Annotated in this window: 21 protein-coding genes; 5 read left to right on the forward strand and 16 right to left on the reverse strand. The window is 60.2% G+C overall.

The window, feature by feature from the left end; translation table 11 throughout:
• Positions 1-19 precede the first annotated feature (19 nt).
• The 10 genes from BM413_RS03280 to BM413_RS03325 form a co-directional block, all read right to left on the reverse strand.
• Positions 20-1621, reverse strand: coding sequence for a 5-guanidino-2-oxopentanoate decarboxylase (locus BM413_RS03280; protein ID WP_091910460.1), 1602 nt, complete (start codon positions 1619-1621; stop codon positions 20-22).
• 23 nt (positions 1622-1644) lie between these two features.
• Positions 1645-2364 carry an HpcH/HpaI aldolase family protein gene (locus BM413_RS03285; RefSeq protein WP_175544231.1) on the reverse strand — a complete coding sequence of 240 codons (720 nt, stop codon included), beginning with the start codon at positions 2362-2364 and terminating at the stop codon, positions 1645-1647.
• On the reverse strand, positions 2357-3052 hold the full coding sequence (locus BM413_RS03290; RefSeq protein WP_091910462.1) for an RraA family protein: 696 nt from the start codon (positions 3050-3052) through the stop codon (positions 2357-2359). Before BM413_RS03290 ends, BM413_RS03285 begins: the two co-directional genes overlap by 8 nt.
• Complete coding sequence (locus BM413_RS03295; RefSeq protein ID WP_091910464.1) at positions 3049-4182, reverse strand: ABC transporter ATP-binding protein; 1134 nt, start codon at positions 4180-4182, stop codon at positions 3049-3051. The genes BM413_RS03290 and BM413_RS03295 overlap by 4 nt, the downstream gene beginning before the upstream one ends.
• A gap of 84 nt (positions 4183-4266) precedes the next feature.
• Entirely contained in the window at positions 4267-5301 is a 1035-nt protein-coding gene (locus tag BM413_RS03300; RefSeq protein ID WP_091910466.1) for an ABC transporter substrate-binding protein, read from the reverse strand.
• Positions 5302-5328: 27 nt separating this feature from the next.
• The gene (locus tag BM413_RS03305; RefSeq protein ID WP_091910467.1) at positions 5329-6126 is read right to left on the reverse strand and encodes an ABC transporter permease; all 798 of its coding nucleotides are present in this window, start codon (positions 6124-6126) and stop codon (positions 5329-5331) included.
• The gene (locus tag BM413_RS03310) at positions 6123-6959 is read right to left on the reverse strand and encodes an ABC transporter permease (protein WP_244537739.1); all 837 of its coding nucleotides are present in this window, start codon (positions 6957-6959) and stop codon (positions 6123-6125) included. Before BM413_RS03310 ends, BM413_RS03305 begins: the two co-directional genes overlap by 4 nt.
• Before the next feature lie 22 nt (positions 6960-6981).
• Positions 6982-7665, reverse strand: a complete 684-nt coding sequence (locus BM413_RS03315) for a GntR family transcriptional regulator (RefSeq protein ID WP_091910471.1) — start codon at positions 7663-7665, stop codon at positions 6982-6984.
• Between the two features lie 164 nt (positions 7666-7829).
• Entirely contained in the window at positions 7830-8030 is a 201-nt protein-coding gene (locus BM413_RS03320) for a hypothetical protein (protein WP_091910473.1), read from the reverse strand.
• A gap of 8 nt (positions 8031-8038) precedes the next feature.
• Positions 8039-8857, reverse strand: a complete 819-nt coding sequence (locus BM413_RS03325) for an alpha/beta fold hydrolase (protein ID WP_091911085.1) — start codon at positions 8855-8857, stop codon at positions 8039-8041.
• Positions 8858-9049: 192 nt separating this feature from the next.
• Here BM413_RS03325 and BM413_RS03330 point away from each other — a divergent pair, with 192 nt between their 5' ends.
• From BM413_RS03330 to BM413_RS03350, 5 genes are read left to right on the forward strand one after another with little or no spacing between them, the layout of a single operon-like run.
• Positions 9050-10303, forward strand: coding sequence for an ABC transporter substrate-binding protein (locus BM413_RS03330; protein ID WP_091910475.1), 1254 nt, complete (start codon positions 9050-9052; stop codon positions 10301-10303).
• A 3-nt stretch (positions 10304-10306) separates the two neighbouring features.
• On the forward strand, positions 10307-11044 hold the full coding sequence (locus tag BM413_RS03335; RefSeq protein WP_091910477.1) for an ABC transporter ATP-binding protein: 738 nt from the start codon (positions 10307-10309) through the stop codon (positions 11042-11044).
• A complete protein-coding gene (locus BM413_RS03340; protein WP_091910478.1) occupies positions 11041-11754 on the forward strand; it encodes an ABC transporter ATP-binding protein in 714 nt (237 codons plus the stop codon). The genes BM413_RS03335 and BM413_RS03340 overlap by 4 nt, the downstream gene beginning before the upstream one ends.
• An 11-nt stretch (positions 11755-11765) precedes the next feature.
• A complete protein-coding gene (locus BM413_RS03345) occupies positions 11766-12641 on the forward strand; it encodes a branched-chain amino acid ABC transporter permease (RefSeq protein ID WP_091910480.1) in 876 nt (291 codons plus the stop codon).
• The gene (locus BM413_RS03350) at positions 12638-13684 is read left to right on the forward strand and encodes a branched-chain amino acid ABC transporter permease (protein ID WP_091910481.1); all 1047 of its coding nucleotides are present in this window, start codon (positions 12638-12640) and stop codon (positions 13682-13684) included. Before BM413_RS03345 ends, BM413_RS03350 begins: the two co-directional genes overlap by 4 nt.
• Positions 13685-13730: 46 nt before the next feature.
• Here the strand turns inward: BM413_RS03350 and BM413_RS03355 are convergent, their stop codons facing one another.
• The 6 genes from BM413_RS03355 to BM413_RS03380 form a co-directional block, all read right to left on the reverse strand.
• Positions 13731-15047, reverse strand: coding sequence for a M20 family metallopeptidase (locus BM413_RS03355; RefSeq protein ID WP_091910483.1), 1317 nt, complete (start codon positions 15045-15047; stop codon positions 13731-13733).
• An 84-nt stretch (positions 15048-15131) separates the two neighbouring features.
• Positions 15132-16016 (reverse strand): MurR/RpiR family transcriptional regulator, encoded by an 885-nt coding sequence (locus BM413_RS03360; protein WP_091910485.1) that lies wholly within the window; start codon positions 16014-16016, stop codon positions 15132-15134.
• A gap of 163 nt (positions 16017-16179) precedes the next feature.
• On the reverse strand, positions 16180-17403 hold the full coding sequence (locus BM413_RS03365) for an alpha-hydroxy acid oxidase (RefSeq protein WP_348272871.1): 1224 nt from the start codon (positions 17401-17403) through the stop codon (positions 16180-16182).
• Positions 17404-17543: 140 nt separating this feature from the next.
• Positions 17544-19319: a dipeptide ABC transporter ATP-binding protein gene (locus BM413_RS03370; protein ID WP_091910486.1), complete on the reverse strand. Its 1776-nt coding sequence runs from the start codon at positions 19317-19319 to the stop codon at positions 17544-17546.
• 18 nt (positions 19320-19337) lie between these two features.
• Positions 19338-20273 (reverse strand): ABC transporter permease, encoded by a 936-nt coding sequence (locus tag BM413_RS03375; protein WP_091910488.1) that lies wholly within the window; start codon positions 20271-20273, stop codon positions 19338-19340.
• Positions 20270-21253, reverse strand: coding sequence for an ABC transporter permease (locus BM413_RS03380; RefSeq protein ID WP_091910490.1), 984 nt, complete (start codon positions 21251-21253; stop codon positions 20270-20272). Before BM413_RS03380 ends, BM413_RS03375 begins: the two co-directional genes overlap by 4 nt.
• Positions 21254-21337 lie beyond the last annotated feature (84 nt).

Genomic DNA, 21337 nt, shown 5'->3' on the forward strand with positions numbered 1-21337 from the left:
GCAGACTCTCATTTCTGCTTCACGCAAGAAATCCGGCTGACTCCCGCACCTCGATCACGGTTGGCCGATCCGCTGTAAGAGCTGCGGTCACAGCCTTTTCCAGCGCCTCGATGGACTGCGGATTTTCCGTGCGGCAGCCATAAGCTTCGGCGAGCTTGATGAAATCGGGATTATGCTGATTGACGCCGATTGTCGGAATCTTGCGTGAGATCATGCCATCGCGGATTTGCGCGAGGCTGTCGTTGTTCCACAGAATGATTGCCATGGGCAGCTTCTGTTCGACGGCAGTGCCAAGTTCCTGCAGCGTGAACTGGAAACCGCCATCGCCCACGACCACCATGACCGGCCGCTCGGGTGCTGCGATCTTGCCGCCGATCCCCGCCGGCAGCGCATAGCCGAGCGTGCCGTAGCCAGCCGGGAATATCCATTGGCGCGGGCCAACGCAGGGATAGAACGCATAGCCGGTGTAGGCGAGTTGCGTCATATCGGAATAGACAACGCCATCGTCCGGCATGGCGCGCCGAAGGGCGTCCAGCACTTTCACATGCTTGCGCTCCAGCGGCGTCAAGGCTTCGCGTTCCGCCGCGCGTACGCGCGCAACCTGATTGTGGCTTTCTTTGCTCGGTATACTCTCGGGCAGCGCGGCAAGAATATCGGCAAGCGCCAAGGCTGCGTCAGCCTCGATGGCGACGGCGGCATCGTAGTCGCGAACCAGGATCTCAGGATCTATATCGATGCGGATCATCTTGCCGTTCATCGGTAGCAGGCCGTCGAGCCAGATATCGGGTTCGGCAAGTTCGGTGCCGACGCAAAGCACGACATCGGCCTCGGCGATCATCTCCTGCGTGGCCGGGCGGTCGAGCGTGGCTTCCAGCGCAAGCGGATGGGAATCGGGAATTATGCCTTTGCCGGCGATCGTAGGCACAACGGCCGCGCCCAGTCTCTCGGCCAAAGCAACAAGCCCGGCTGAAGCCCGGACACTGCCGCCGCCGGCGATGATCACAGGGCGTTTTGCCCCCGCAAGAAGTTTCGCGGCATCCGCAATTCCGGCGCTGGCGGGCGCACGGCTGCCTTGTGCGGTGCGCCGCGTGACCGGCTTGTCGTCGATCGCGGTCAACACGTCGAGCGGGATCGAGATGTGGACCGGACGAGAGCGACCGGACTCGAAGAGAGCAAAGGCGCGCGCCACATATTCGCGGACCTGATCCGGGCTGGTGGCGATGGCGGAAAATGCCGTCAGCGGCGCTGTCACCTGCGATTGATCAGTGATCTCATGCAGTCGGCCGCGGCCCATGCCGAGATCCTTGGTAGCAGCCACGCTCGAAATCATGAGCATGGGAATGCTGTCGGAGTAGGCCTGACCGAGAGGTGTCGCGGCGTTGGTGACACCAGGTCCGGAGATCAGCAGGCAGACGCCCGGCTTGCCCGACATGCGCGCATAACCGTCGGCCATGAAACCGGCGCCCTGTTCATGGCGCACGCCGATATGGCGCATGCCAGCCACGTCCATGCCGCGATAGGCCTCAAGCGTATGGACGCCGGGCATTCCGAAAAGCGTGTCGACGCCATAAGCGCGCAGCAACTGCATGAGCCGGCTGCCGCATGAGATTTTGTCTGTCATTTCAGGTGCTTCCTTGCATTACTTCAGCGGGCGGCGTCCATCAAACCCGACATAATTGAACCGAATTCATCAGCGACGACGAGCAATGATGCCCCCAACTCCGCAGCATGGCCCCGCTCGGCACGCGTCCAGGCCGGCATGATCCACGGCTTGCCGGCAGCCTTGGCGGCGGAAGCGATGCGGCGAATATCGGCCTTGTCCTCGTCCGTGTTGCGGTAGGCGCCGCGACCGCTGTCGAGCGAGAGATCGCTCGGCCCCACGAACACCCCGTCGACAGTCGGAAGGGCAAGAATGGCTTCGATATCGCGAAGGGCAGCCGCCGATTCAACCATCGGATAGCAGCGCGTGTTGGCGTTCTCGCGCTCATAATAGTCTGGCGAGACGACGTTGTATCGCGCTGGCCGCGTGCCCGAAAAACTGCGGTTGCCGAGCGGCGGGTATTTCGCAGACAGCGTCACGCGCCGTGCATGCTCGAGATCGCCGATATGCGGAATGATGACGCTGTCGCAGCCCATGTCCAGCGCCTGCTGGATCGGGATCGCTTCCGGCCCGAGTACCTTGGCGTGCATTTTCATGCCCAACGCCTTGCCGAGAGCCACAATGCGGTCCGTCGCTTCGAGGTCGAAAAGCCCGTGTTCGATATCCATCACGATATGGCGGAAGCCGATATCGTGGGCGATCTCAAGCATCGCCTGATGCGGTGTCGAAAGCCAGACCATGAAGTTGTCGATGTTGTCAGCCATGGGAAATCTGATCCTGCTTGTTGCGCTCAGCGATCATTGCGGCAACGTCGACGAGATCCTGCAGCTTCTCACCGGCCTCGATGCGCTTGATCCAGCCGCCCTCGTCTTCCTGGTCAGCAAGCGCGACGTCGGTCATGCCCGCCACCTGGTCGGGCGGCAGGACGAGCACACCGCAATCATCGGCAAGCACCGCATCGCCGGGATTGATCGAAATGCCACCGCAGGCGATCGGAATGTTGAAGCCGCCGCCGAAATTCAAGAGCTTGGTGGTGATCGGCGATACACCCCGCGCCCATGTCGGCACGCCTGCGGCGCGGATGGCGGCCGGGTCGGTGATCATCCCGTCGACGATAACGCCGGCCAGACCTCGTACCTTGGCGACCGCCGCCATGAAGCCGCCCCAAGGCGCATGGCGCTCGTCGCCGCAGCGGTCGATGACCAGTACGTCGCCCGGCCGAACGCGATCCATCGCATAATAGAGCAGCGTCGAGTCCGGCCCGGCGATGGAGACGGTTACGGCAGTGCCGGCTATCCGCACGCCATCAATCAGCGGCCGGATGTCCGTGCGCATGAAGCGGTCGTGCAGGTAATGGCCGACGGTCGCTGCTTCGACCTTGGCGAAGCGCGCAAGAAGTGCGGAATCGAGCTGCTCGCAAACATCGCCGATCCGGTAGGAGGTTATGCTCATTTTTTGTCCTGATCTGAGAGAAGATGGATGGCCGACAAAGGACAGAACATGCTGACCTTCTCGCCTATGCGCAGCACGCTGTCGGCCCGGCTGTTGCGGACCCTCACCGTCATTAACTCGCCCGTTTCAAGGCGAATGTTGTAGAGGCGATCCGTACCAACATAGACGGCGCTGTCGACCTTGCCGGAAAAAGCGGCATCGTCGGCGTCATTGCGCATGAAGGTCAGCGCTTCCGGACGCATGGCGATTGTGCAGTCTTTGCCCGCGCGCAGCTCAACATTGCTTTTCAGTTTCAAGCGTGTCTCGGCCGTCAGGACTTCGACGCTGGCATCGTAACGCTCCAGAACTGTCGCAGAAAGCATGTTCATGTCGCCGATGAAGCCAGCAGTGAAGCGATCGGTGGGCCGTTCGTAGATTCCGACGGGATCGTCAATCTGCCGGACCATGCCTGTACTCATCACGGCGATGCGGTCTGACATGGTCAGCGCTTCTTCCTGATCATGCGTGACGAAGATGAAGGTGATGCCAAGCCGGCGTTGCATCTCCTTGACCTCGATCTGCATCTCGCGCCGAAGCTTGAGATCAAGAGCGCCGAAGGGCTCGTCCAGCAAGAGAACGGAGGGCTCGTTGACCAACGCCCGCGCCAGAGCAATGCGCTGCTGCTGGCCGCCGGAAAGTTCCGATGGCTTTCTCCCGGCAGCGTGACGCATGCGCACCAGATCCAGCGCTGCCGCAACGCGGTCACCGCGCTCGCTGCGCGGCACGCGCTTGACCGCGAGGCCGAACGCGACGTTGTCTTCGACGGACAGATGCGGAAACAGTGCATAGCTCTGGAAGACGGTATTGGTGTTACGCATATGGGCCGGCAGCCCGGAAACATCATGACCTTCCAGCAGGATTTTCCCCGCAGTGGGGCTTTCAAAGCCTGCGATCATCCGAAGCGTCGTGGTTTTGCCGCAACCCGAAGGCCCGAGAAAGGTGAAGAACTCACCTGAGGCTATTTTCAGGCTGAGATGGTCGACGGCATAGGCTGGCGGCGTGGCCGAGGTGTCGAACACCTTGCAGACGTCGATCAGTTCCACGGCTGGGCGACCGGTTTTGTCCGGCTCGCTCGTTTTGTCGTTTGGCATTGGGAATGCTGTCCCCGATGGCGGGTCAAAGGAAGCCGCGACAGGTCAGCGGGCAGCCAACCTGTCACTAGCAGATTCAAGAGCTTACTGGGCGGTCTTCACCTTGGTCCAGCCGTCCTGATAGAGCTTCATGGCATCGCCGACATCGAGGATGAAGTCGACCTTCGTCAGCTTGTCTGCCGGCGGATAGATGGCCTGGTTTTCGGCGACTTCCTTCGGCAGAAGTGCCTTGGCCGCATCGACGACGGTGGCGGACTTGCTGAGGTTGGCAGCCTTGGCGGCAACTTCGGGCTTCATGATGTAGTCGATGAATTTGTATGCGGCATCGACATTCTTGGCGTTCTTCGGAATAGCGAAGCCATCGATCCACATCGAACCGCCTTCCTCGGGAATGACGTAGTGGACCTTCGGATTCTCGTCGAGGATCTGGGTGACGTTGGAGTTCCACGCCTGCACGATGCAGGCCTCACCGGAGGCAACGAGTTCACCGAAGTTGCTGCTGTTGTATCCGCCGAGAATTTTCTTCTGCTCGATAAGCGACTGGGTCGCCTTCTCGATTTCCTCTGGCTTGTCGGTGCCGGCATGCAGACCATTGACCTGCAGACCAGCAATATAGGCCGCCAGCATGTTGTCGAGCATATAGACGCGGCCCTCATATTGCGGGTCCCACATCGCCTTCCAGCTGGTTATCGGCTGCTTGACGCAATCCTCGTTGTAGGCAAGCCCGGTGGTGCCCCAGATATAGGGTACGCTGAACTTCTGGCCGGGATCGTAGGAAACGTCCTTGAAGGCCGCACCCAGATTGGCGAGGTTCGGCAGCTTGGCGTGATCGAGTTCCGTCAGCAGGCCCTGCTTGACCAGAACCTGCACCGTGTACTGACTGGGTTCTACGAGATCGTAGCCGGAGGCGCCCGCCGACAGCTTCGCCATCATGGTCTCGTTTGAATCGTAGGTATCCATCGTGACGGCGATGCCGGTTTCCTTGGCAAAATCGTCGACGATTTCCTGAGGCAATTCGCTTGCCCAGGCATAGATATGGAGCTCTTCGGCGGATGCGGTGAGCGCGGTTCCGGCAAGAAGCAGGCTCGTCGTGGCAAGAAGCATTCCGTATTTCAGCATTGCAGTTCCCCTTTTCTTATTGGGTCTTCATTGTCCGGTGCCCCGGACGGTCTTCAGGTAGCGTCCCATGACCAGCAGGATGGCCAGCACGTTGACGCCGATAAGCATCGTTCCAAGCGAGTTGATCTTCGGCGTGAGGCCGGACTTCAGCATTGCGTAGATCTGGATCGGAAGAGGCGTCGTGCCGACGCCCGAGACAAAAGTAGACATCACGAAATTGTCGAAGGAGATGACTGCCGACAACAGCGTTGCCGACAGGATCGCCGGTAAAAGCAGGGGCAGTGTCACCCGCATAAAGGTCTGCCCGCCATTCGCGCCAAGGTCTGCGGCAGCTTCGTCAAGCCGCGGATCGAGGGCGGCGGCGGCCGCTCGAATGATCAGGAATGTAAACGGCACGGAAACGAGCACATGACCGGCTACAAGCGTCAGATAGCCGAGCGCGAGGCCGGACCAGACGGTGGCGACCAGCAGCCCGACTGCCAGCACGATTTCCGGCAGAACAAGCGGCGCAATCAGAATGGTCGAGAACAGGTTCTTGGCCGGAAACGGGCGCTTGATGACGGCGAGCGCCGCACTCGTTCCTATTGCCGTGCTGATGACTGCCGACAGCACCGCAACGAGGGCACTGACCTGAAGGCCGCGCTGCAGGCCCCGGTCGTTCAGGGCTTGTGCATACCAGTCCATCGAGAAGCCAGTCCAGACAACGGTCGAGCGGCCGGCGTTGAAGGAATAGATGACCAGCACAACGAGTGGCGCGAACAGAAAGACGTAGCCAAGGATCGTGACGACGGGCACGTAGAGGCCGGCAAGGCGGGAAAGCTTCATGCGTGCGCCTCCTCGACCCGGCGCAGAACGCGCATGTAGAAGACGATGATGACGGATGACAGCACGAGCATGACGACCGAAACCGCAGCCCCCAGTGGGATGTTTCGGAAATCGAGGAAGAGCTGAACGATCAGGTTGCCGAGTATGAGGCTCTTGCCGCCACCGAGGAGCACGGGAATGGCATAGACGCCCATCGCCGGCACGAACACGAACAGCATCGCCGCCATTACACCCGGCAGCGACAGTGGGAATGTCACGCGCCAGAAGGCCTCGATCGGCCCGGCGCCGAGATCGTCGGCAGCCTCGAGCAGACGCCTGTTGATGCCGCAGAGCGCGGCATAGATCGGCAGCACGGTAGTCGGCAGGAAGGCATAGAGCATGCCGACCATGACGGCGGGATAGGTGCCGATCATCCTGATCGGTTCATCGATTATTCCGGAACCGGTGAGAGCGCCGTTGATCGTGCCGTTTCGGCCCATCAGGACCATCCAGCTCGACATGCGGATCATGAAGTCGATCCAGAAGGGAATAAGCAGCAAAGCAAGCAGTAATCCCGAATGCCGGCCGGCGCGGAAGGCTATAAAATACGCAATGGGATATCCGATGAGGACGCAGACAGCCGTGGACATCGCCGCAATCTTCAGCGAGTTCACGAAGATCGGCAGATAAGCCGGCTGGAACAGCTCGATATAGCTTTCCAGTGTGAAGCCGGTCACCGCGCCGCCATAGGCGTCCCGCCCGGCGAAACTGTAGGCGATCACCACCAGCAACGGGATGGCGAGCAACAGCACTGCCATCACCAGCGAAGGCGCCAGCAGCAAAAGCGTGACCACGTCCTGCCGCCGGTTCCTCATCTCACAGGCCCGCCGTCTTGGAAGAAGGCACGCCCGCCGGCCGAACCATTTGCACGACGCTTACCGTCAGATGGTCGCGCATCGCGATCTCGGCGCGATCGGGATCCCGCGCCGCGAGCGCGTCGCGGATGGCCGCGAAATTCTCGAGTTCATCGAAAATGAGAGTGACCGGCACACGCGCGACGTAAAGGCTGCGCACTGAAAGCGCGTAGAGCCTGTTCAAGGACTGAGCAAGGTATGGATTGCCGCTCGCCCGGGCGACCAGCCGATGCATCCGCTCATCGACGCCGAGATGCCATTCGATCTCCATGCGACGCGCGGCTATGCCTGCGCGCGCCTCGTCCATCAGCGCATCGAATTCCAAGAGCTGAGCATCGTCGATCCGCATCGCAGCCATGCGGGCCGCCAGCGCTTCGGAATGAAGACGGAATTCATTGAGATGGAAAAAATCAGCAGCCGAGGTCGATGAAACGAAATAGCCGCGCTGGGGCACGGCAAGCAGCAGATCTTCCTGCGCAAGCCGCTGCAGCGCTTCGCGCAACGGTGTTCGGCCCACTCCGAGCATCTCCATGCACTGACGTTCATCGATCGCCGCGCCGGGCATCAGCTCAGCCTTGATGATGGCGGCTCTAAGGCCATCATAGGCGGTGTCGCTTTGCCGTTTCTTCGGTTCGCCGAGCTGCATTTCACGCTCATATACGAGAAATATATTTCTAATATTTATCGTCTGCACGCATGAGTCAAGCCTCAAATCCGTCGCCGAAAACGAAAGATTTTACATGGCCCATGAACAGGGATCGAACGGCATCGAACCGATCAGGCACCACTGCATATCGGTGAAGAGTTCGCCTATGCCAGCGGCTCATGCGGTGTCCGCGACACCACGACCGACGGCGCGGCCGAGCGGGCGAGAGTGTTCGATCTCTTGAGAAAATCGAACACTTTCGTTTGCGCAAGTTGCTGTGTTTCGAATGTCCGGTCTGTTCGCGCCTGCGTTTTCAGATCGCCGCCGGAAGGTTCGACGCGACCACTGCCAATCAGCAGCCGCATCCAGATTGCTATTTCTGGTCCACGCTTTCCAGGAAGCGGGCGAAGATAGGATCGAATTTTTCCTGCGCATCCCAGAAGGGCGCATGACCGGAATTTTCGATCAGATGAGTCTCGCCTTCCCACAGATTGGCGTATTTGACCTTTGAAACAAAATCCGTGTTTACGAAAGGCTCGTCTATGCCGTTGACGACGGCCAGTGGCACTGTTGCGGTGGCTGCGACAACGCTTTGGTCCTTGCCGGTCCCGGCCGAGAACTTCTCGAACATAAGGCGTCGCGCCCTGCCGTCAGTGCGCGCAACGGTGTCGAGCATAAAGGGCTCAAAGGGTTCGCCACAGGTGCTGTGCGCATAGTTCTCGACGTCCTCGTCCGTAAAGTCCTGCTTGGCGGCGAGGCCCATATGCGGGCTCGGCTTGAACCCGTCACCGACCTCTGCGGGCGAAACCGGCGGCGTGCCGGTGATCATCAGCCCGAGCATGCCGGGAAAGCGGTCGATCATTTCCAGCCCGATATGCCCGCCAAGCGACCAGCCGAAGACGATCGCCTTCTCTACGCCGAGCTGACCCAGCACCTCGGTCATCGCGTCGGCATAGCCCTCCATGCTGTAGCTGCGATCGGGGTCGATGGCATCGCCGGATTGGCCGTGACCGGGCAGATCGGGCGCAATCATCCGGTAGCGTTCGCCAAGGGCCCCTTCCATCTGATTGCGGAATACAGCGCTCGAGCTGGAGTTGCCGTGAATGAAAAGCACGGGCATTCCAATGCCCGACGTTTCACGGACATGGATGGATCCATGGCTGGTTTCGATTGTCTTCGCCGTCAATGTCATCGCATTCCCCTGATTCTTGCGCTGCGAAAAATGGCAGGTGCACAAAGCATTGTCACTCCTGCCGAAATGCTCACGAAAATCGCCCTTATGAGCACTTTCGAATGAAATTATCTTTTCAAAGAAGATCGTATATGCATAAATTGTCAATCATCAAACGCCGGCAAGCCGGAACAAGAAACAGGGGTTGGCAGTATGAATTCGAGTTTTGTAACGAGTAAGCGCTTCCGTAGCGCGTTGATGGCGACCGCTTTGACGGCCCTTGCCATGTCGCCTGTTTCGGCACTCGCCGATGTCGTCAAGATCGGCCTGCTGGCGCCTCTGACCGGCCCGGCCGCAGCCGACGGGCAGGAATATCAGCGCGGCGCCCAGATGGCGATCGATGAGATGAATGCTGCCGGTGGCGTCGATGGGCATACGTTCGAACTCGTCACCGGCGACGTAAAGGACATGTCGGCCGGCAATGTCACCAGCGCGGTGGAGCGCCTCATCGGCGACCCAGACGTGCATTTCATGCTGACCGGCTATGCCAGCCTGACCAATTTCGAGATCGACAACATGGCCGAGGCGGAGATGCCCTACATGCTGGCCGCGACCTCGCAGCAGACCAAGGACATCATCGCGCCTGAGCCCGACAAGTACAATTGCTGCTGGTCGTGGACGCCGTCCTTCGACGCCTACAACACCGATGTCACATCCTTTGTCGAAAAGCTGGCGGCCGACGGCAAGGTCACGCTGCCAAACAAGAAGGTCGCTATCGTCTCCTCCGACAACGCCTACTCTAAGACCATCTCTGAAGGCATGAAGAAGACCTTCACCGAGAAGGGCTGGACCATCACCGTCGATGAGATCGTGCCATTCGGCGAAGTCACGGACTGGCGCTCGATCCTCGCCAAGGTTCGCGCCGACGTTCCGGATGTGGTCATCAACACCGACTACCTGCCCGGCAATTCGGCTTCCTTCCTCAACCAGTTCCTGGAACAGCCGACGAAGAGCCTCGTTTTCCTGCAATATGCGCCGAGCGTGCCGGAATTCATCCAGCTGACGAAGGAAAAGTCGAACGGCGTCATCTACAACCTGCTTGGTGGTCCGCTGGTTTCGCCGAAGAACCCGAAGGCCGCAGAAGTCGGCAACAAGTTCAAGGAAAAATATGGCGTGGAAAGCGGCACTTACGGCGTTGCGCTCTACGAAATTATGAACGTCTATTTTGACGCGCTGAAAAAGGTCGGCGATCCGAGCGATCACGCCGCAATCATGAAAGCGCTTGGCGAAACCGACAAGCAGACCGTTGCTGGCCGCCTCAAGTTCGATCCGGCAACGCATCTCGCTATGCAGGGCGAGGACTACATCCCGATCACCTTCTTTCAGATCTGGGACGGTGAACGCACGCTGATCTCGCCGGAGAAATACGCGACCGGCGAATTCAAGCTCCAGCCCTGGATGCAGTAGGGTATGGCCCTTCTCGAAGTCGAGGACGTATCGAAGGCCTTCGGTTCGCTGAAGGCCGTCGATGGCGTGTCTTTCAAGGTCGAAGCCGGTGAAATCTTTGGCGTTGCCGGTCCCAACGGCAGCGGCAAAAGCACGCTATTCAACGTTATCACCGGCATTCCTTTCGGTCCTGATCGTGGACGCGTAAGACTCGATGGCGTCGAGATACAGGGCAAGTCGGGCAACGAGATCGCCCGGCTCGGCCTGGCCCGTACCTTTCAGCGCGAAACGAGCTTCGACGGTTTGACTGTGTTCGAAAACGCGCTGATGGGCGCAGGCTATGGCAAGCCCGGCCGAGCTGAAAGCGAGGTGCGTGAGCGCGCCGCCGAAGCGCTTGAATTCGTTGGCCTGACTTCGGCGGGTTTTGGCCGCCTTGCCGGCGAGCTCTCCGTTTTCGATCGCAAATGCCTGATGCTGGCGACAGCCATCGCCATGGAGCCGCGCGTGCTGCTGCTCGACGAACCGGCATCCAGCCTGACCAAGCCTGAAATCGAAATTTCGATTGGCCTGATCCGCCGCACTGCCGAGCGCGGCATCACCATCGTGCTGATCGAGCATGTGCTGACCTTCCTGATGAGCCTGTCGCAGCATCTGATGGTACTGAATCAGGGCCGCGTTCTGGCTGCGGGTGAGCCGAAGACGGTGATTGCCGACGAACGCGTCGTGGAAGCCTATCTGGGAACGCGGAGACCGGCAGCGTGAGTGTCATACTGACTGTCGAGGGCCTGACCGCCGGTTATGGTCGCGTCACCGTTTTGCACGACCTGTCCATGGAGGCTGGGCGCTTCGGCAATGTAGGCCTGTTCGGGCCGAACGGTCACGGCAAATCCACGCTGCTGCGCACCGTCTCGGGCCTGCTGAAGGCGAAGAGCGGCAGCATCACCTTCGATGGCGAGGATATCACGCGCGAAAGCGCACGCGCCATTGTCGGGCGCGGGCTTATCCATGTGCCGCAGGGCAACCGCCTGTTTCCCGATCTCAGCATCGCCGACTGCATGTCCCTCGGCGCTTTCTCGCCCCGCGCCCGGCCGCATGAGGCCGAGAACCGCGAGAAGGTGGTGAAGATCTTTCCAAAACTCGCCGAGCGCTGGCGCCAGCGCGTGCGCACATTGTCGGGCGGCGAGCGCCAGATGGTGTCGATCGCCACGGCTCTGATGAGCCATCCGCGCTTGCTGATCCTCGACGAGCCGACGCTGGGCCTGGCTCCCAAGATCAAGGACGAGCTTTGCGCCTCGGTGCAGGAAATTTCCAAGGGCGGCGTGCCGCTCATCGTGGTCGAGCAGGACATCGAGTTCCTGCTTGAGCTCTGCCCGCAACTCTATCTCGTCAATCACGGCACCGTCGAAACCGAGATCAAGCCCGGCCAGTCGATCGAGCATAGCGAGATCATGTCGATGTATTTCGGACATTAGGATTATTTGAGATGGGCGCATTCGCGGAAATCATGTTCGGCGGCCTGTTCCAGGGCTCGCTCTACGCCATGATGGCGGTGGGGCTGGCACTGGTCTGGACGACGATCGGCGTGTTCAACTTCGCCCACGGCGTCTTCATGATGCTCGGCGCCTATGTCGCCTGGCAGTTCGTGTCGCTCGGCCTGCCGATAGCGGTTGCGCTGCCGGTGGCGGTCGTCGTCATGGCTGGCGTCGGCTGGATCCTTCAGGCCAGCGTCGTGCGGCCTCTGATCGGCCGGCCAAACATCGTGCTCGTTGTCGTCATCACCACATTGGCCGCGGGTTCGCTGATCGAGAATGGCGTGCTGACGCTGTGGGGACCGCGCTCCAAGCAGCTTCCCAGCCTGTTCGAAGGCAACACAGTGATCGGCGGCGTCGGCGTATCGCTGCACCAGATCGCCATCATCGTCATCACCCCGCTCATCCTGGCAGCACTCTGGGCCTTTCTCAACCGCACGCGGCTCGGGCTCGCCTTGCGCGCAGTTGCCCAGAACGAGGATGCCAGCCAGCTTGTCGGGCTGAACGTTACAGCACTTTACGGGCTGGCCTTCGCCATCGCCGCTTCGCTTGCCGGTCTCGCCGGCATCTTCATGGGCGGCTATCGCTTCATGACGCCGGTGATGGGCAGCGACCCGCTTCTGAAGGCGCTGATCGTCGTCGTCTTCGGCGGCATTTCCAGCATTTCAGGCCCAATCTTCGCCGCCTATCTCATCGGCTTCTTCGAAGCCGCCTGCAGTTATTATTTCGGCCTCTACTGGACGCCGGCGCTGCTGTTTGCCGTGCTGATCCTGACGCTGATGGTGCGTCCCGAAGGCATCTTCGCCAGCCAGTCGAGGGGCCTCGCATGACCAGCCTGCCGTCTCCCGTCATCGGCGCGCCGGGCCGCCCTTCGTGGAAGAGCGAGGCGGTGGGCGTGGCTCTCGCCTTCCTGCTGATGGCACTTTTGCCGCTGGTCTTCGGCGATACCTATACGCGCCATATACTGATCATGGTGTTCATCTACGCCATCGTCGCGTCCAACTGGGACCTCAGCCTTGGCTATGGCGGCGTCTTTAATTTCGGCCACCTCGCGCTCTTCGGCATCGGCGTCTATGCCTATGGCTTGCTGACCAAGGTGGCGGGCGTCGATCCCTGGGTGTCGCTGGTGGCCAGTGGGGTCATCGCAACCGCTGCCGCCGTGCTCGTCACCATTCCGATCCTGCGGCTCAAGGGCATCTACATCATTCTCGTCACCTTCGGTTTCGCCCAACTGGTCATGCAGGTCATCCTCAGCCAGTCGGACGTCACCGGCGGCACGCAGGGCATGGTGCGCATCCCTGGCCTCTATCTTTTTGATCACAACATGATCCGCGACGGCAAGATCGGCTATTTCTACATAGCGTTGGCGCTGCTCTTCCTCAGCACTGTGTTCCTGCGCATCATCGTGCGCTCGCGCACCGGCGCCAGCATCGTGGCGCTGCGAGACAACGAGGAATACGCCATCAGCCGCGGCATTTCGCTGGCGCGCCAGCGCATGATCACGCTGGCTGCGAGCGCCTTCTTCACCGGCATAGCCGGCGCTTTCTACGCCGCTTATCAGCGCAACGCCTCGATCGATGTTTTCGGCATGAGCCTTGCGACCATCATCCTGTCGATGGTGCTGCTCGGTGGCACCAGCACGATCTACGGCGCGATCGTCGCGTCCTTCGTGCTGACGATCTTTTCGGAAGCCATGGCCGACTTCGGCCCATGGCGACCGATTATTACGGCAGTGCTTATCATCGTCGTGATGCTCGTCTATCCGAGCGGCCTGTCAGGGATGATCCGCTCGATCTGGAACGCATCGGCTGGCCGACTGAAGCGGCCCGATGCTGCGCTTGCTGGCAAGACGGAAGAACGGCCCGCAGCCTAACGACCGCTACCCTGCCGATCATGTGACCGGCAGGGTAGAAATGACCTCAGCGCACGCCGCACCAATCGATGACCGAGGCGGCGATGACCTTTGTGGTTTCGACCAGGGATTCGATGTCGACATATTCATCGACACCGTGAAATCCGTCGCCTGACGGGCCGAAGATCACGCCGTCAACGCCAGCACCGGCATAATGCGCGGCATCACAGACCGCGACGAAGCCTTTGATTTCAGGCGCTTTTCCTAGGCTGATCTTATGCGAGACGAGCGACTTCACCAGCGGGTGGTCGACGGAAGTGTTCATCGGCGGGAAATGCAGGCCGCCGAGTTCCCACTGGATCGTCGGCGGGTGGTCGCGCAGCCAGGCGTCGGTCTGGGCAAAGTGATGCACAAAGGCCTCGAAGTCGCGGCGATAATCTGCTGAATTCTCGTTCGGCAGGAACTTCATATCGAGATCGATGACAGCCACGTCGGGGATAATTGCCGGATTTGTCATCACCATCGGCAGGCCGTTCTCGCCCAGCCCCGCGCCGCCATGGACGACACCGATGTTGATCGTGTTCATGCCGATCGGCAGCAGCGGATGCGACTGCGCCCGCGTCCGGTCGAGTTCATAAAGCCGAAGGGCGGCGATGAAGCGGCTGGCGATCTCGATGGCGTTGACGCCCGGTTCCAGCCGGCCGGCTTCGTGTCGTTGCGGATAAATTTCGTTGTAGCGCCAGGCCGAATGTGCAGCGCGTCCGCGAATGGTCACGCGCGCCCATTCCAGCCCGCCTGCGGCGGGCAGCACATCGCCCCAGGTCGGCTCGGCTACAAGCACCGCCTTGGCGAGTTTGCCGCGCTTGACGGCGTCCATGGCGCCGAAGCCGCCGGATTCCTCATCGACCACCGAGTGGATCGCCAGCCGTCCGACGAGATCGATGCCGGCCTTGCGGATGGCGCGCGATGCGGCAATACAGGCGGCGACGCCGCTCTTCATGTCGATGGCGCCACGGCCGTAGATGCGGCCGTTCTTGATCTCGCCGCCGAACGGATCGATCGACCAGTCCTTGCGCGCGCCGACCGGTACCACGTCGATATGGCCGCACAGGATCAGGCTGCGCAACTCGTCGCCGGCCTTTTCACCGACGAGATTTGGCCGTCCGGGAAGCGCGTCCCATTGCTCCGTGGCAAAACCTTCTTCCTTTAGCACCGGCTCCAGCATCGCCTGTAAATCGGCTTCGCGGTTGATCGTTGCTCCGGTCTCGAATTTGGGATTGACGGTCGGTATCTGAACCATCTTTTGCGTCAATTCGACAACCCAGTCCCGGTCTGCCTCGATAGCGGATGTTACTGCGGCGATTGCCGTGGCATTTTCAGACATTTCCTGCTTTCTCCGTTTCAAAGCCGCAGGTTCGCTGCGGCCAAACCTTCTGAAAAAATTGTGGCGGCTCGAAGCGGCCGTTGGCTATGACGAGGTCTTGCCGCCTTTCGGCTCGAGCGTGTCCAGCGTGACGGAGTTCTTCGCGCGTATTTGCTCGATCTCCTCGATACGCTTGCGCGCACCTGGGCCATGTTCCGGAAGCGCCTGCGCGACCACGGCTTCCATCTGCGCGACCGCGGTCGCCAGCGTGTCGAAAGGGGAATCGGCGTCGATCGCCGCAGCCATGGACAGTTCCGCGAACTCCGCGATCGGCGACAGCCACGTATCGGTGAAGAGCAGGACCGGCACGCCACGTTCGGAGGCTTGCCGGGCGAAACTGACGACGTCCGATTGATAACGCCGATAGTCGAAGACAATGAGAAGATCGCGTTTGCCAAGGTCGATCAGAAGGTCGAAATCCACCGGTGTCAGCGAGCCGACATCGCGGATACCTGAGCGGAACTGCACGAGATAGCCGGCGAACATCGAGGCGATATGCCGGCTGAAGCGGCCGCCGACCAGCACGACCTGCCCCCTGGTTTCCCAGATCAGTTTTGCGGCGCGGCTGTAGGTCTGCGACGGCACCGACGTCCTGGTATTCTCCATGCTGTTTGAAACGGAATGGAAATAAGCCATCGCCGCGCTGGTGTCGGAACCGCCGGGGCGTTTCGCCTCCATCATCAGCAACGGTGAGTGAAGCCGCGCCTCGACCTCAGCAAGAAGCTTGGTCTGGAAGTCGGCGAAGCCGTCATAGCCGAGCTTGATCATGAGGCGCATGACCGTGGGATCGCTGACCCCTGCCCGGCGCGCCAGCCGCGTCGCCGTGCCCAGGCCCGACATCGGATAATCGGCTAACAATGCCTGGATGATCTTGGCCTCGGCCGAGGTCAACGCTGTGGTGGTATTGGCCAGATTCTCGCGGATCGACATCAGCTCGTCTTGCCTCCTCCCTCAATGGCAAAATACTTACAAGAACAAACTCTTATGTCAAATTTGAAAATCGCATTACAATCGGCAAGCGATCCAAGTACCTTGCACTCCGTTTACCGGACATAGCGAGGAAGCGAGGGTAAAAGGTGCGGCTGAACGAACCTCAGAAGGCGCGCCTGAGGAGGGATGGCGACAGCTCGGCCAATTCACGGACACCGAGCAGAGCCATGTCGCGATCGATCTCTTCAACGAGCAAATTGGCGGCGTGCGTGACGCCGGCCTCGCCGAAGACTGCGGCTGCATAAAGAAAGGGGCGGCCGACAAAAACAAAGCGGGCTCCGAGTGCAAGTGCCTTAAGGATGTCGGTCCCGCGCCGAACACCACTGTCGAGCATCACGGGCATCTCGCCGGATCGTTCGACAATTTCGGCAAGCATTCTCAGCGGCGATATCGCACCGTCGAGTTGGCGGCCGCCATGGTTCGATACGATAATACCGTCGACGCCTGCCTCGCGCGCCAGATGCGCATCTTCCGGTGACAAAATCCCTTTCACTACGAGCTTCCCCTTCCAGCGCGCGCGGATCAGGTCGACATGTTCCCAACCGAGCTGGTCGCGCTTGCCCAGAGCCCGCACCAGATTGCGCGACAGGATCGGCGGTCCACGGCCGGCATCCATGTTCTCGAAATGCGGCATGCCGTGACGTAGCAAGGTGCGAAGCGCGGTCCCAACCAGCCAATGCGGATGGGTGAGGCCCTGCCACGCCAATCCCAGGGAAGGCTCCAACGGAGCGTTAAAGCCGTTGCGGACGTTGTTCTCTCGATTTGCAGCAACCGGCACGTCTACCGTCAGCACAAAGGTCTCGAACCCTGCTGCGGCAACACGGTCGACCATGGCGTCGATTCGCTCGGTTTCGCCCGGAAGATAGGCCTGAAACCAACGGCTGCCCCCTTCCCGCGCAACTCGTTCGAGCTTGGTCAGCGAAGTAGCGCTCAGGATGGAAGGAATCCGCATCGTGCCGGCAGCGCGCGCCAAAGTCACATCACCGTCAAAGGCTGCGAGAGCACTTAGGCCCATCGGGGAAATGCCGAAAGGATGCGCGTAAGAGACATCGAACAATGAAGTCGCCTGCGAACGATTGCCGACATTCCGCAGGATGCGCGGCACGAAACTATGATCGGCGAAGGCCTTGCGATTATCCAGAAACGACGCGCCGGTTTCGCTCGTGCCGGAGACATAGCCGAAGACAGGCCGAGGCAGATATCGGCGTGCGGCCGCTTCGAAATCGTCCAGGGCCAGCATCTGGCGCATGGCGGCGGGAACATGTTTGGCGGCACGCTTCTCGACCGTGACTATGGCAGGCGATGCAACAACTCGATCGGTCTGCACGCGCTTCTCCTATCCTCCACAGCGGTGAGCGTCCTTGGGTGTCACCACCGACAAGTACGCCGCGCTCATACAGCGGTTCAGGACCATCGGCAGAAACGGCAGATTCACTAAAAACCATTAAAGCGGGTAAAGCGCAGCGTCTACTGTAATTGCGAGGACGCACCTATCCCCTTGTCGCGTTCACAGGCTGGAGCGCTGATCTTTGGCATCAGCCGCAGCAATTCGCGCGTATACGGGTGCTGCGGACGCTCAAACAGGTCATCGGTTCGCGCCAGTTCGCACAACTCCCCTTGCTTCATCACGGCCACGCGGTCGCACATCTGCCGCACCACCGGCAGGTCGTGGCTGATGAAAAGGATGGTCAGGCGAAGCGCTTCCTGAAGGTCCTTGAGCAAATTGAGAATCTGCGCCTGTATCGACACATCCAGTGCCGAAGTAGGTTCGTCGCAAATCAGAAATCGCGGGCGCGTGGCCAGCGCTCGGGCGATGGATATGCGTTGCCGCTGGCCACCGGAGAATTCGTGCGGGAACTTCCGCCCCGCGGCCTTGCCGAGGCCCACGAGTTCCAGAAGATCATCGACGATCGATTTTGTTTCCGCCGGACCTGATGCAAGATGGTGATGCCTTATCGGCTCGGCGACGATCGCATCGACGCGCATGCGAGGATTGAGCGACGAATACGGATCCTGAAAGATCATCTGGACCTGCCGGCGGATTGCCTGGCGATCGGAATGCCGGGTAAGGCCGAACACATCCTCACCATCGAAGGTCATGTTTCCCGAGGAAGGCTGATAGAGGCCGGACAGAATTTTGGCGACAGTGGATTTCCCGCTGCCCGATTCTCCCACAAGGCCAAGCACTTCGCCTTCACCGATATCGAGACTGAAATTCTTGACCGCATCGAAGGAAACCCGGTTGCGAGGCAGCAGCGAGCGCCGGACAACAAATCTCATGCCAAGCCCGTCTATCGCGACAAGGGGTTTTCCGGCAGCCACCGTCTTGCCCTGCAGGTCTGCCCGCGTCGTTCCGAGCCAATGGGTCTTCACGTTGAAATCGGGTCGTGTCCCGGCCTCGATGTAGCTGATGCGGGGGAAGCGATGAAGCTTCAGGTCCGCGCGCGGCACGGCACCGATCAGGCTTTTGGTATAGTCGTGACACGGCGCAGTGATGATCTGTTGCGTTTCGCCGGTTTCGACAATGCGCCCGCGATACATGACGGCGACGCGGTTGGTCGTCTCGGCAATCACGCCCATGTCGTGCGTGATCAGCACGACACCGATGTTACGTTCGGCCGCGAGTTTCTTGATCAGATCGAGAATCTGCGCCTGCACCGAGACATCCAGCGCAGTAGTCGGCTCATCTGCGATGATCAGGTCAGGATCGGTGCAGAGCACCAGCGCTATGACGACGCGCTGCCGCATGCCGCCGGAAAACTGGTGCGGGTACTGGCTGATGCGGTGTTCCGGGTCAGGGATTCCAACGGCGCGCAGAAGCTCGATCGCCTCTCGCTTCGCGGCAGTCGCCGACAGCGGCTTGTGTGTGCGGATCGTTTCCACCAGTTGCTGTTCGACCGTATAGAGCGGATTGAGGCTCGTCAGCGGATCCTGGAAAATCATCGACATGCGCTTGCCGCGAATGCTGCGCAAACCATCCGCATCGAGCGCGTCGATGCGTTGCCCTTCAAGATCGATATGGCCGGCGGTGATGCGGCCGGGCGCGTCGAGCAGCCCCATGACGGCACTGCCGATCGTCGATTTTCCGGCTCCGGACTCGCCTACAAGGCCCAGGATTTCACCACGCCGAACGACGAGATCAATATCCTGCACCGCGACAAAAGTGCCTCTGCGTCCTGGATACTCGACCTTCAGGCCGGTTATCTCTAGCAGCGGCGCCTGGTTTTCGGTGTCCCGTTTCATCTGTCAGGATCTCCCGTCTCAGCGCAGCTTCGGGTCGAGGACATCGCGCAACCAGTCGCCGAGCAGGTTGACCGACAGCACCAATAGCGCCAGCATCAAACCCGGAAACAGCACGATCCACCGCTCGCCGGAAAACAGGAAATTATTGCCGATGCGAATCAACGTACCGAGGGAAGGCTCGGATGCCGAAATCCCGACGCCTAGGAAGCTCAACGTAGCCTCGCCAAGGATTGCGACGCCGAGATTGATTGTCGCGATCACCAACACCGGTCCGAGCACGTTCGGCATCACGTGACGCAGCATGATTACCGGTGCTGAACGACCCATCACCCGGGCGGCCTGCACATATTCCCGGTTCTTCTCGACCATTGTCGAGGCGCGAACCGTGCGGGCTATCTGTGGCCAGATTGACAAGCCGAGTGAAAAGATGATGACGAAGATGGCGAGGCTGTCATGCTGATCCTTCGGAAGCATACTGCGGGTAATGCCGTCGACAAGCAAAGCGACCATGATCGCAGGAAACGTCATCTGGATGTCGACGATGCGCATAATGACGGTGTCGAGAACGCCCCCGATATAACCCGAAATCAGCCCCGCCATCAGACCTACGATGACGGCGAAGCCGACCGAGACGAAACCGACAAGGATCGAAATGCGCGCGCCATAGAGAATTGCAGACAAAAGATCACGACCCTGATCGTCGGTGCCGAGAATGAAATCCCAACTTCCATCCGATGACCAGACTGGCGGTATCAGCGAATTCATGAGGTCGATCGATTGCGGATCGAACGGATCATGCGGCGCAATCCAGGGCGCAAGCACAGCACAAACAATCATGGCAAGCGCTATGAGCGCTGCTGCCACCGTCAACGGCGACGCGGTGAATTTATACCAGACGTCGCTGTCGCGCAGCGCAGGCAGGAACTTCAATTTCTGGTTCGCGTCCATTGTCATGCGCCCCTCGCCACGCTGTCGGTGCGCAAGCGTGGGTCGACGACGTAATAGAGCAGGTCGACAATGAGATTGATCACCACGAAGATCAAAGCCACCAGAAGCAGGTAGGTGGACATGATCGGAATGTCTGCGGTGGAAATGGCCTGAAGGAAAAGCAGGCCGATGCCGGGCCACTGGAACACGCTTTCGGTGATGATGCCGAAGGCGATGATCGAGCCCAGTTGCAGGCCGGCGATGGTAATCACCGGCACCAGCGTGTTCTTGAGTGCATGACCGAAATTTATGGAGCGCTCGCTGAGGCCCCTTGCCCGCGCGAACTTGATGAAATCGGCGCGCATCACCTCAAGCATTTCCGATCGTATCAAACGCATGATGAAGGTGAGCTGGAACAGGCCGAGCGTGACAGCCGGCATCAGGATCGACTTCCAGCCGGAAACGCTGAGCAGTCCCGTCGTCCACCAGCCAAGCTGTACCGTCTCCCCACGCCCGAATGTCGGTAGCCAGCCGAGTTCAACGCCAAAGACCAGAATGAACATGATGCCGATGAAGAAAGTCGGCAGCGAAATGCCGGCCAGAGAAATTACCAGAAACAGCCGGCTGAGCCACCGGTCAGGATGAAGGCCGGTGTAGACGCCCATGGGCACACCGACGAGTGCAGCAAACAGCAAGGCCATGAAGCTGAGTTCGAGGGTTGCCGGCAACCGTTCGGCCAGCAGCGAGCCCACCGGTTGTCCCATCTGGTAGGAAAGCCCGAAATTGCCTCGCACGACCTGCCCGACAAAGCGTGCGAACTGCACTGGCACCGCATCGTTGAGACCGAGTTGCTCGCGAAGCTGCGCGCGCTCGGCAAGCGTTGTTTCCTGCCCCACCAACTGGGCAACGGGATCCCCGACGAAACGGAACATGAGAAACGCCAGCATGGCAACCGCCAGCATGACAATGCCGGATTGCATCAACCGGCGCAGGAGGAAACTGACCATTGTGGACCCGCTATTTCACCTCCCTGTGCGTCTCGTGAAGAAAGAGTGCCAGGAAATCAAGAGGCAGAGGCCGCCAGAAGCCTT

This window comes from Mesorhizobium sp. YR577, assembly GCF_900116595.1.
GTDB lineage: Bacteria > Pseudomonadota > Alphaproteobacteria > Rhizobiales > Rhizobiaceae > Mesorhizobium_M.

Coding starts and splice junctions, on each gene's coding strand:
- BM413_RS03280 (WP_091910460.1), bottom strand. CDS start 1,621: ATGACAGACAAAATCTCATGCGGCAGCCGGCTCATGCAGTTGCTGCGC.
- BM413_RS03285 (WP_175544231.1), bottom strand. CDS start 2,364: ATGGCTGACAACATCGACAACTTCATGGTCTGGCTTTCGACACCGCAT.
- BM413_RS03290 (WP_091910462.1), bottom strand. CDS start 3,052: ATGAGCATAACCTCCTACCGGATCGGCGATGTTTGCGAGCAGCTCGAT.
- BM413_RS03295 (WP_091910464.1), bottom strand. CDS start 4,182: ATGCCAAACGACAAAACGAGCGAGCCGGACAAAACCGGTCGCCCAGCC.
- BM413_RS03300 (WP_091910466.1), bottom strand. CDS start 5,301: ATGCTGAAATACGGAATGCTTCTTGCCACGACGAGCCTGCTTCTTGCC.
- BM413_RS03305 (WP_091910467.1), bottom strand. CDS start 6,126: ATGAAGCTTTCCCGCCTTGCCGGCCTCTACGTGCCCGTCGTCACGATC.
- BM413_RS03315 (WP_091910471.1), bottom strand. CDS start 7,665: ATGCAGCTCGGCGAACCGAAGAAACGGCAAAGCGACACCGCCTATGAT.
- BM413_RS03320 (WP_091910473.1), bottom strand. CDS start 8,030: ATGCGGCTGCTGATTGGCAGTGGTCGCGTCGAACCTTCCGGCGGCGAT.
- BM413_RS03325 (WP_091911085.1), bottom strand. CDS start 8,857: ATGACATTGACGGCGAAGACAATCGAAACCAGCCATGGATCCATCCAT.
- BM413_RS03330 (WP_091910475.1), top strand. CDS start 9,050: ATGAATTCGAGTTTTGTAACGAGTAAGCGCTTCCGTAGCGCGTTGATG.
- BM413_RS03335 (WP_091910477.1), top strand. CDS start 10,307: ATGGCCCTTCTCGAAGTCGAGGACGTATCGAAGGCCTTCGGTTCGCTG.
- BM413_RS03345 (WP_091910480.1), top strand. CDS start 11,766: ATGGGCGCATTCGCGGAAATCATGTTCGGCGGCCTGTTCCAGGGCTCG.
- BM413_RS03350 (WP_091910481.1), top strand. CDS start 12,638: ATGACCAGCCTGCCGTCTCCCGTCATCGGCGCGCCGGGCCGCCCTTCG.
- BM413_RS03355 (WP_091910483.1), bottom strand. CDS start 15,047: ATGTCTGAAAATGCCACGGCAATCGCCGCAGTAACATCCGCTATCGAG.
- BM413_RS03360 (WP_091910485.1), bottom strand. CDS start 16,016: ATGTCGATCCGCGAGAATCTGGCCAATACCACCACAGCGTTGACCTCG.
- BM413_RS03370 (WP_091910486.1), bottom strand. CDS start 19,319: ATGAAACGGGACACCGAAAACCAGGCGCCGCTGCTAGAGATAACCGGC.
- BM413_RS03375 (WP_091910488.1), bottom strand. CDS start 20,273: ATGACAATGGACGCGAACCAGAAATTGAAGTTCCTGCCTGCGCTGCGC.
- BM413_RS03380 (WP_091910490.1), bottom strand. CDS start 21,253: ATGGTCAGTTTCCTCCTGCGCCGGTTGATGCAATCCGGCATTGTCATG.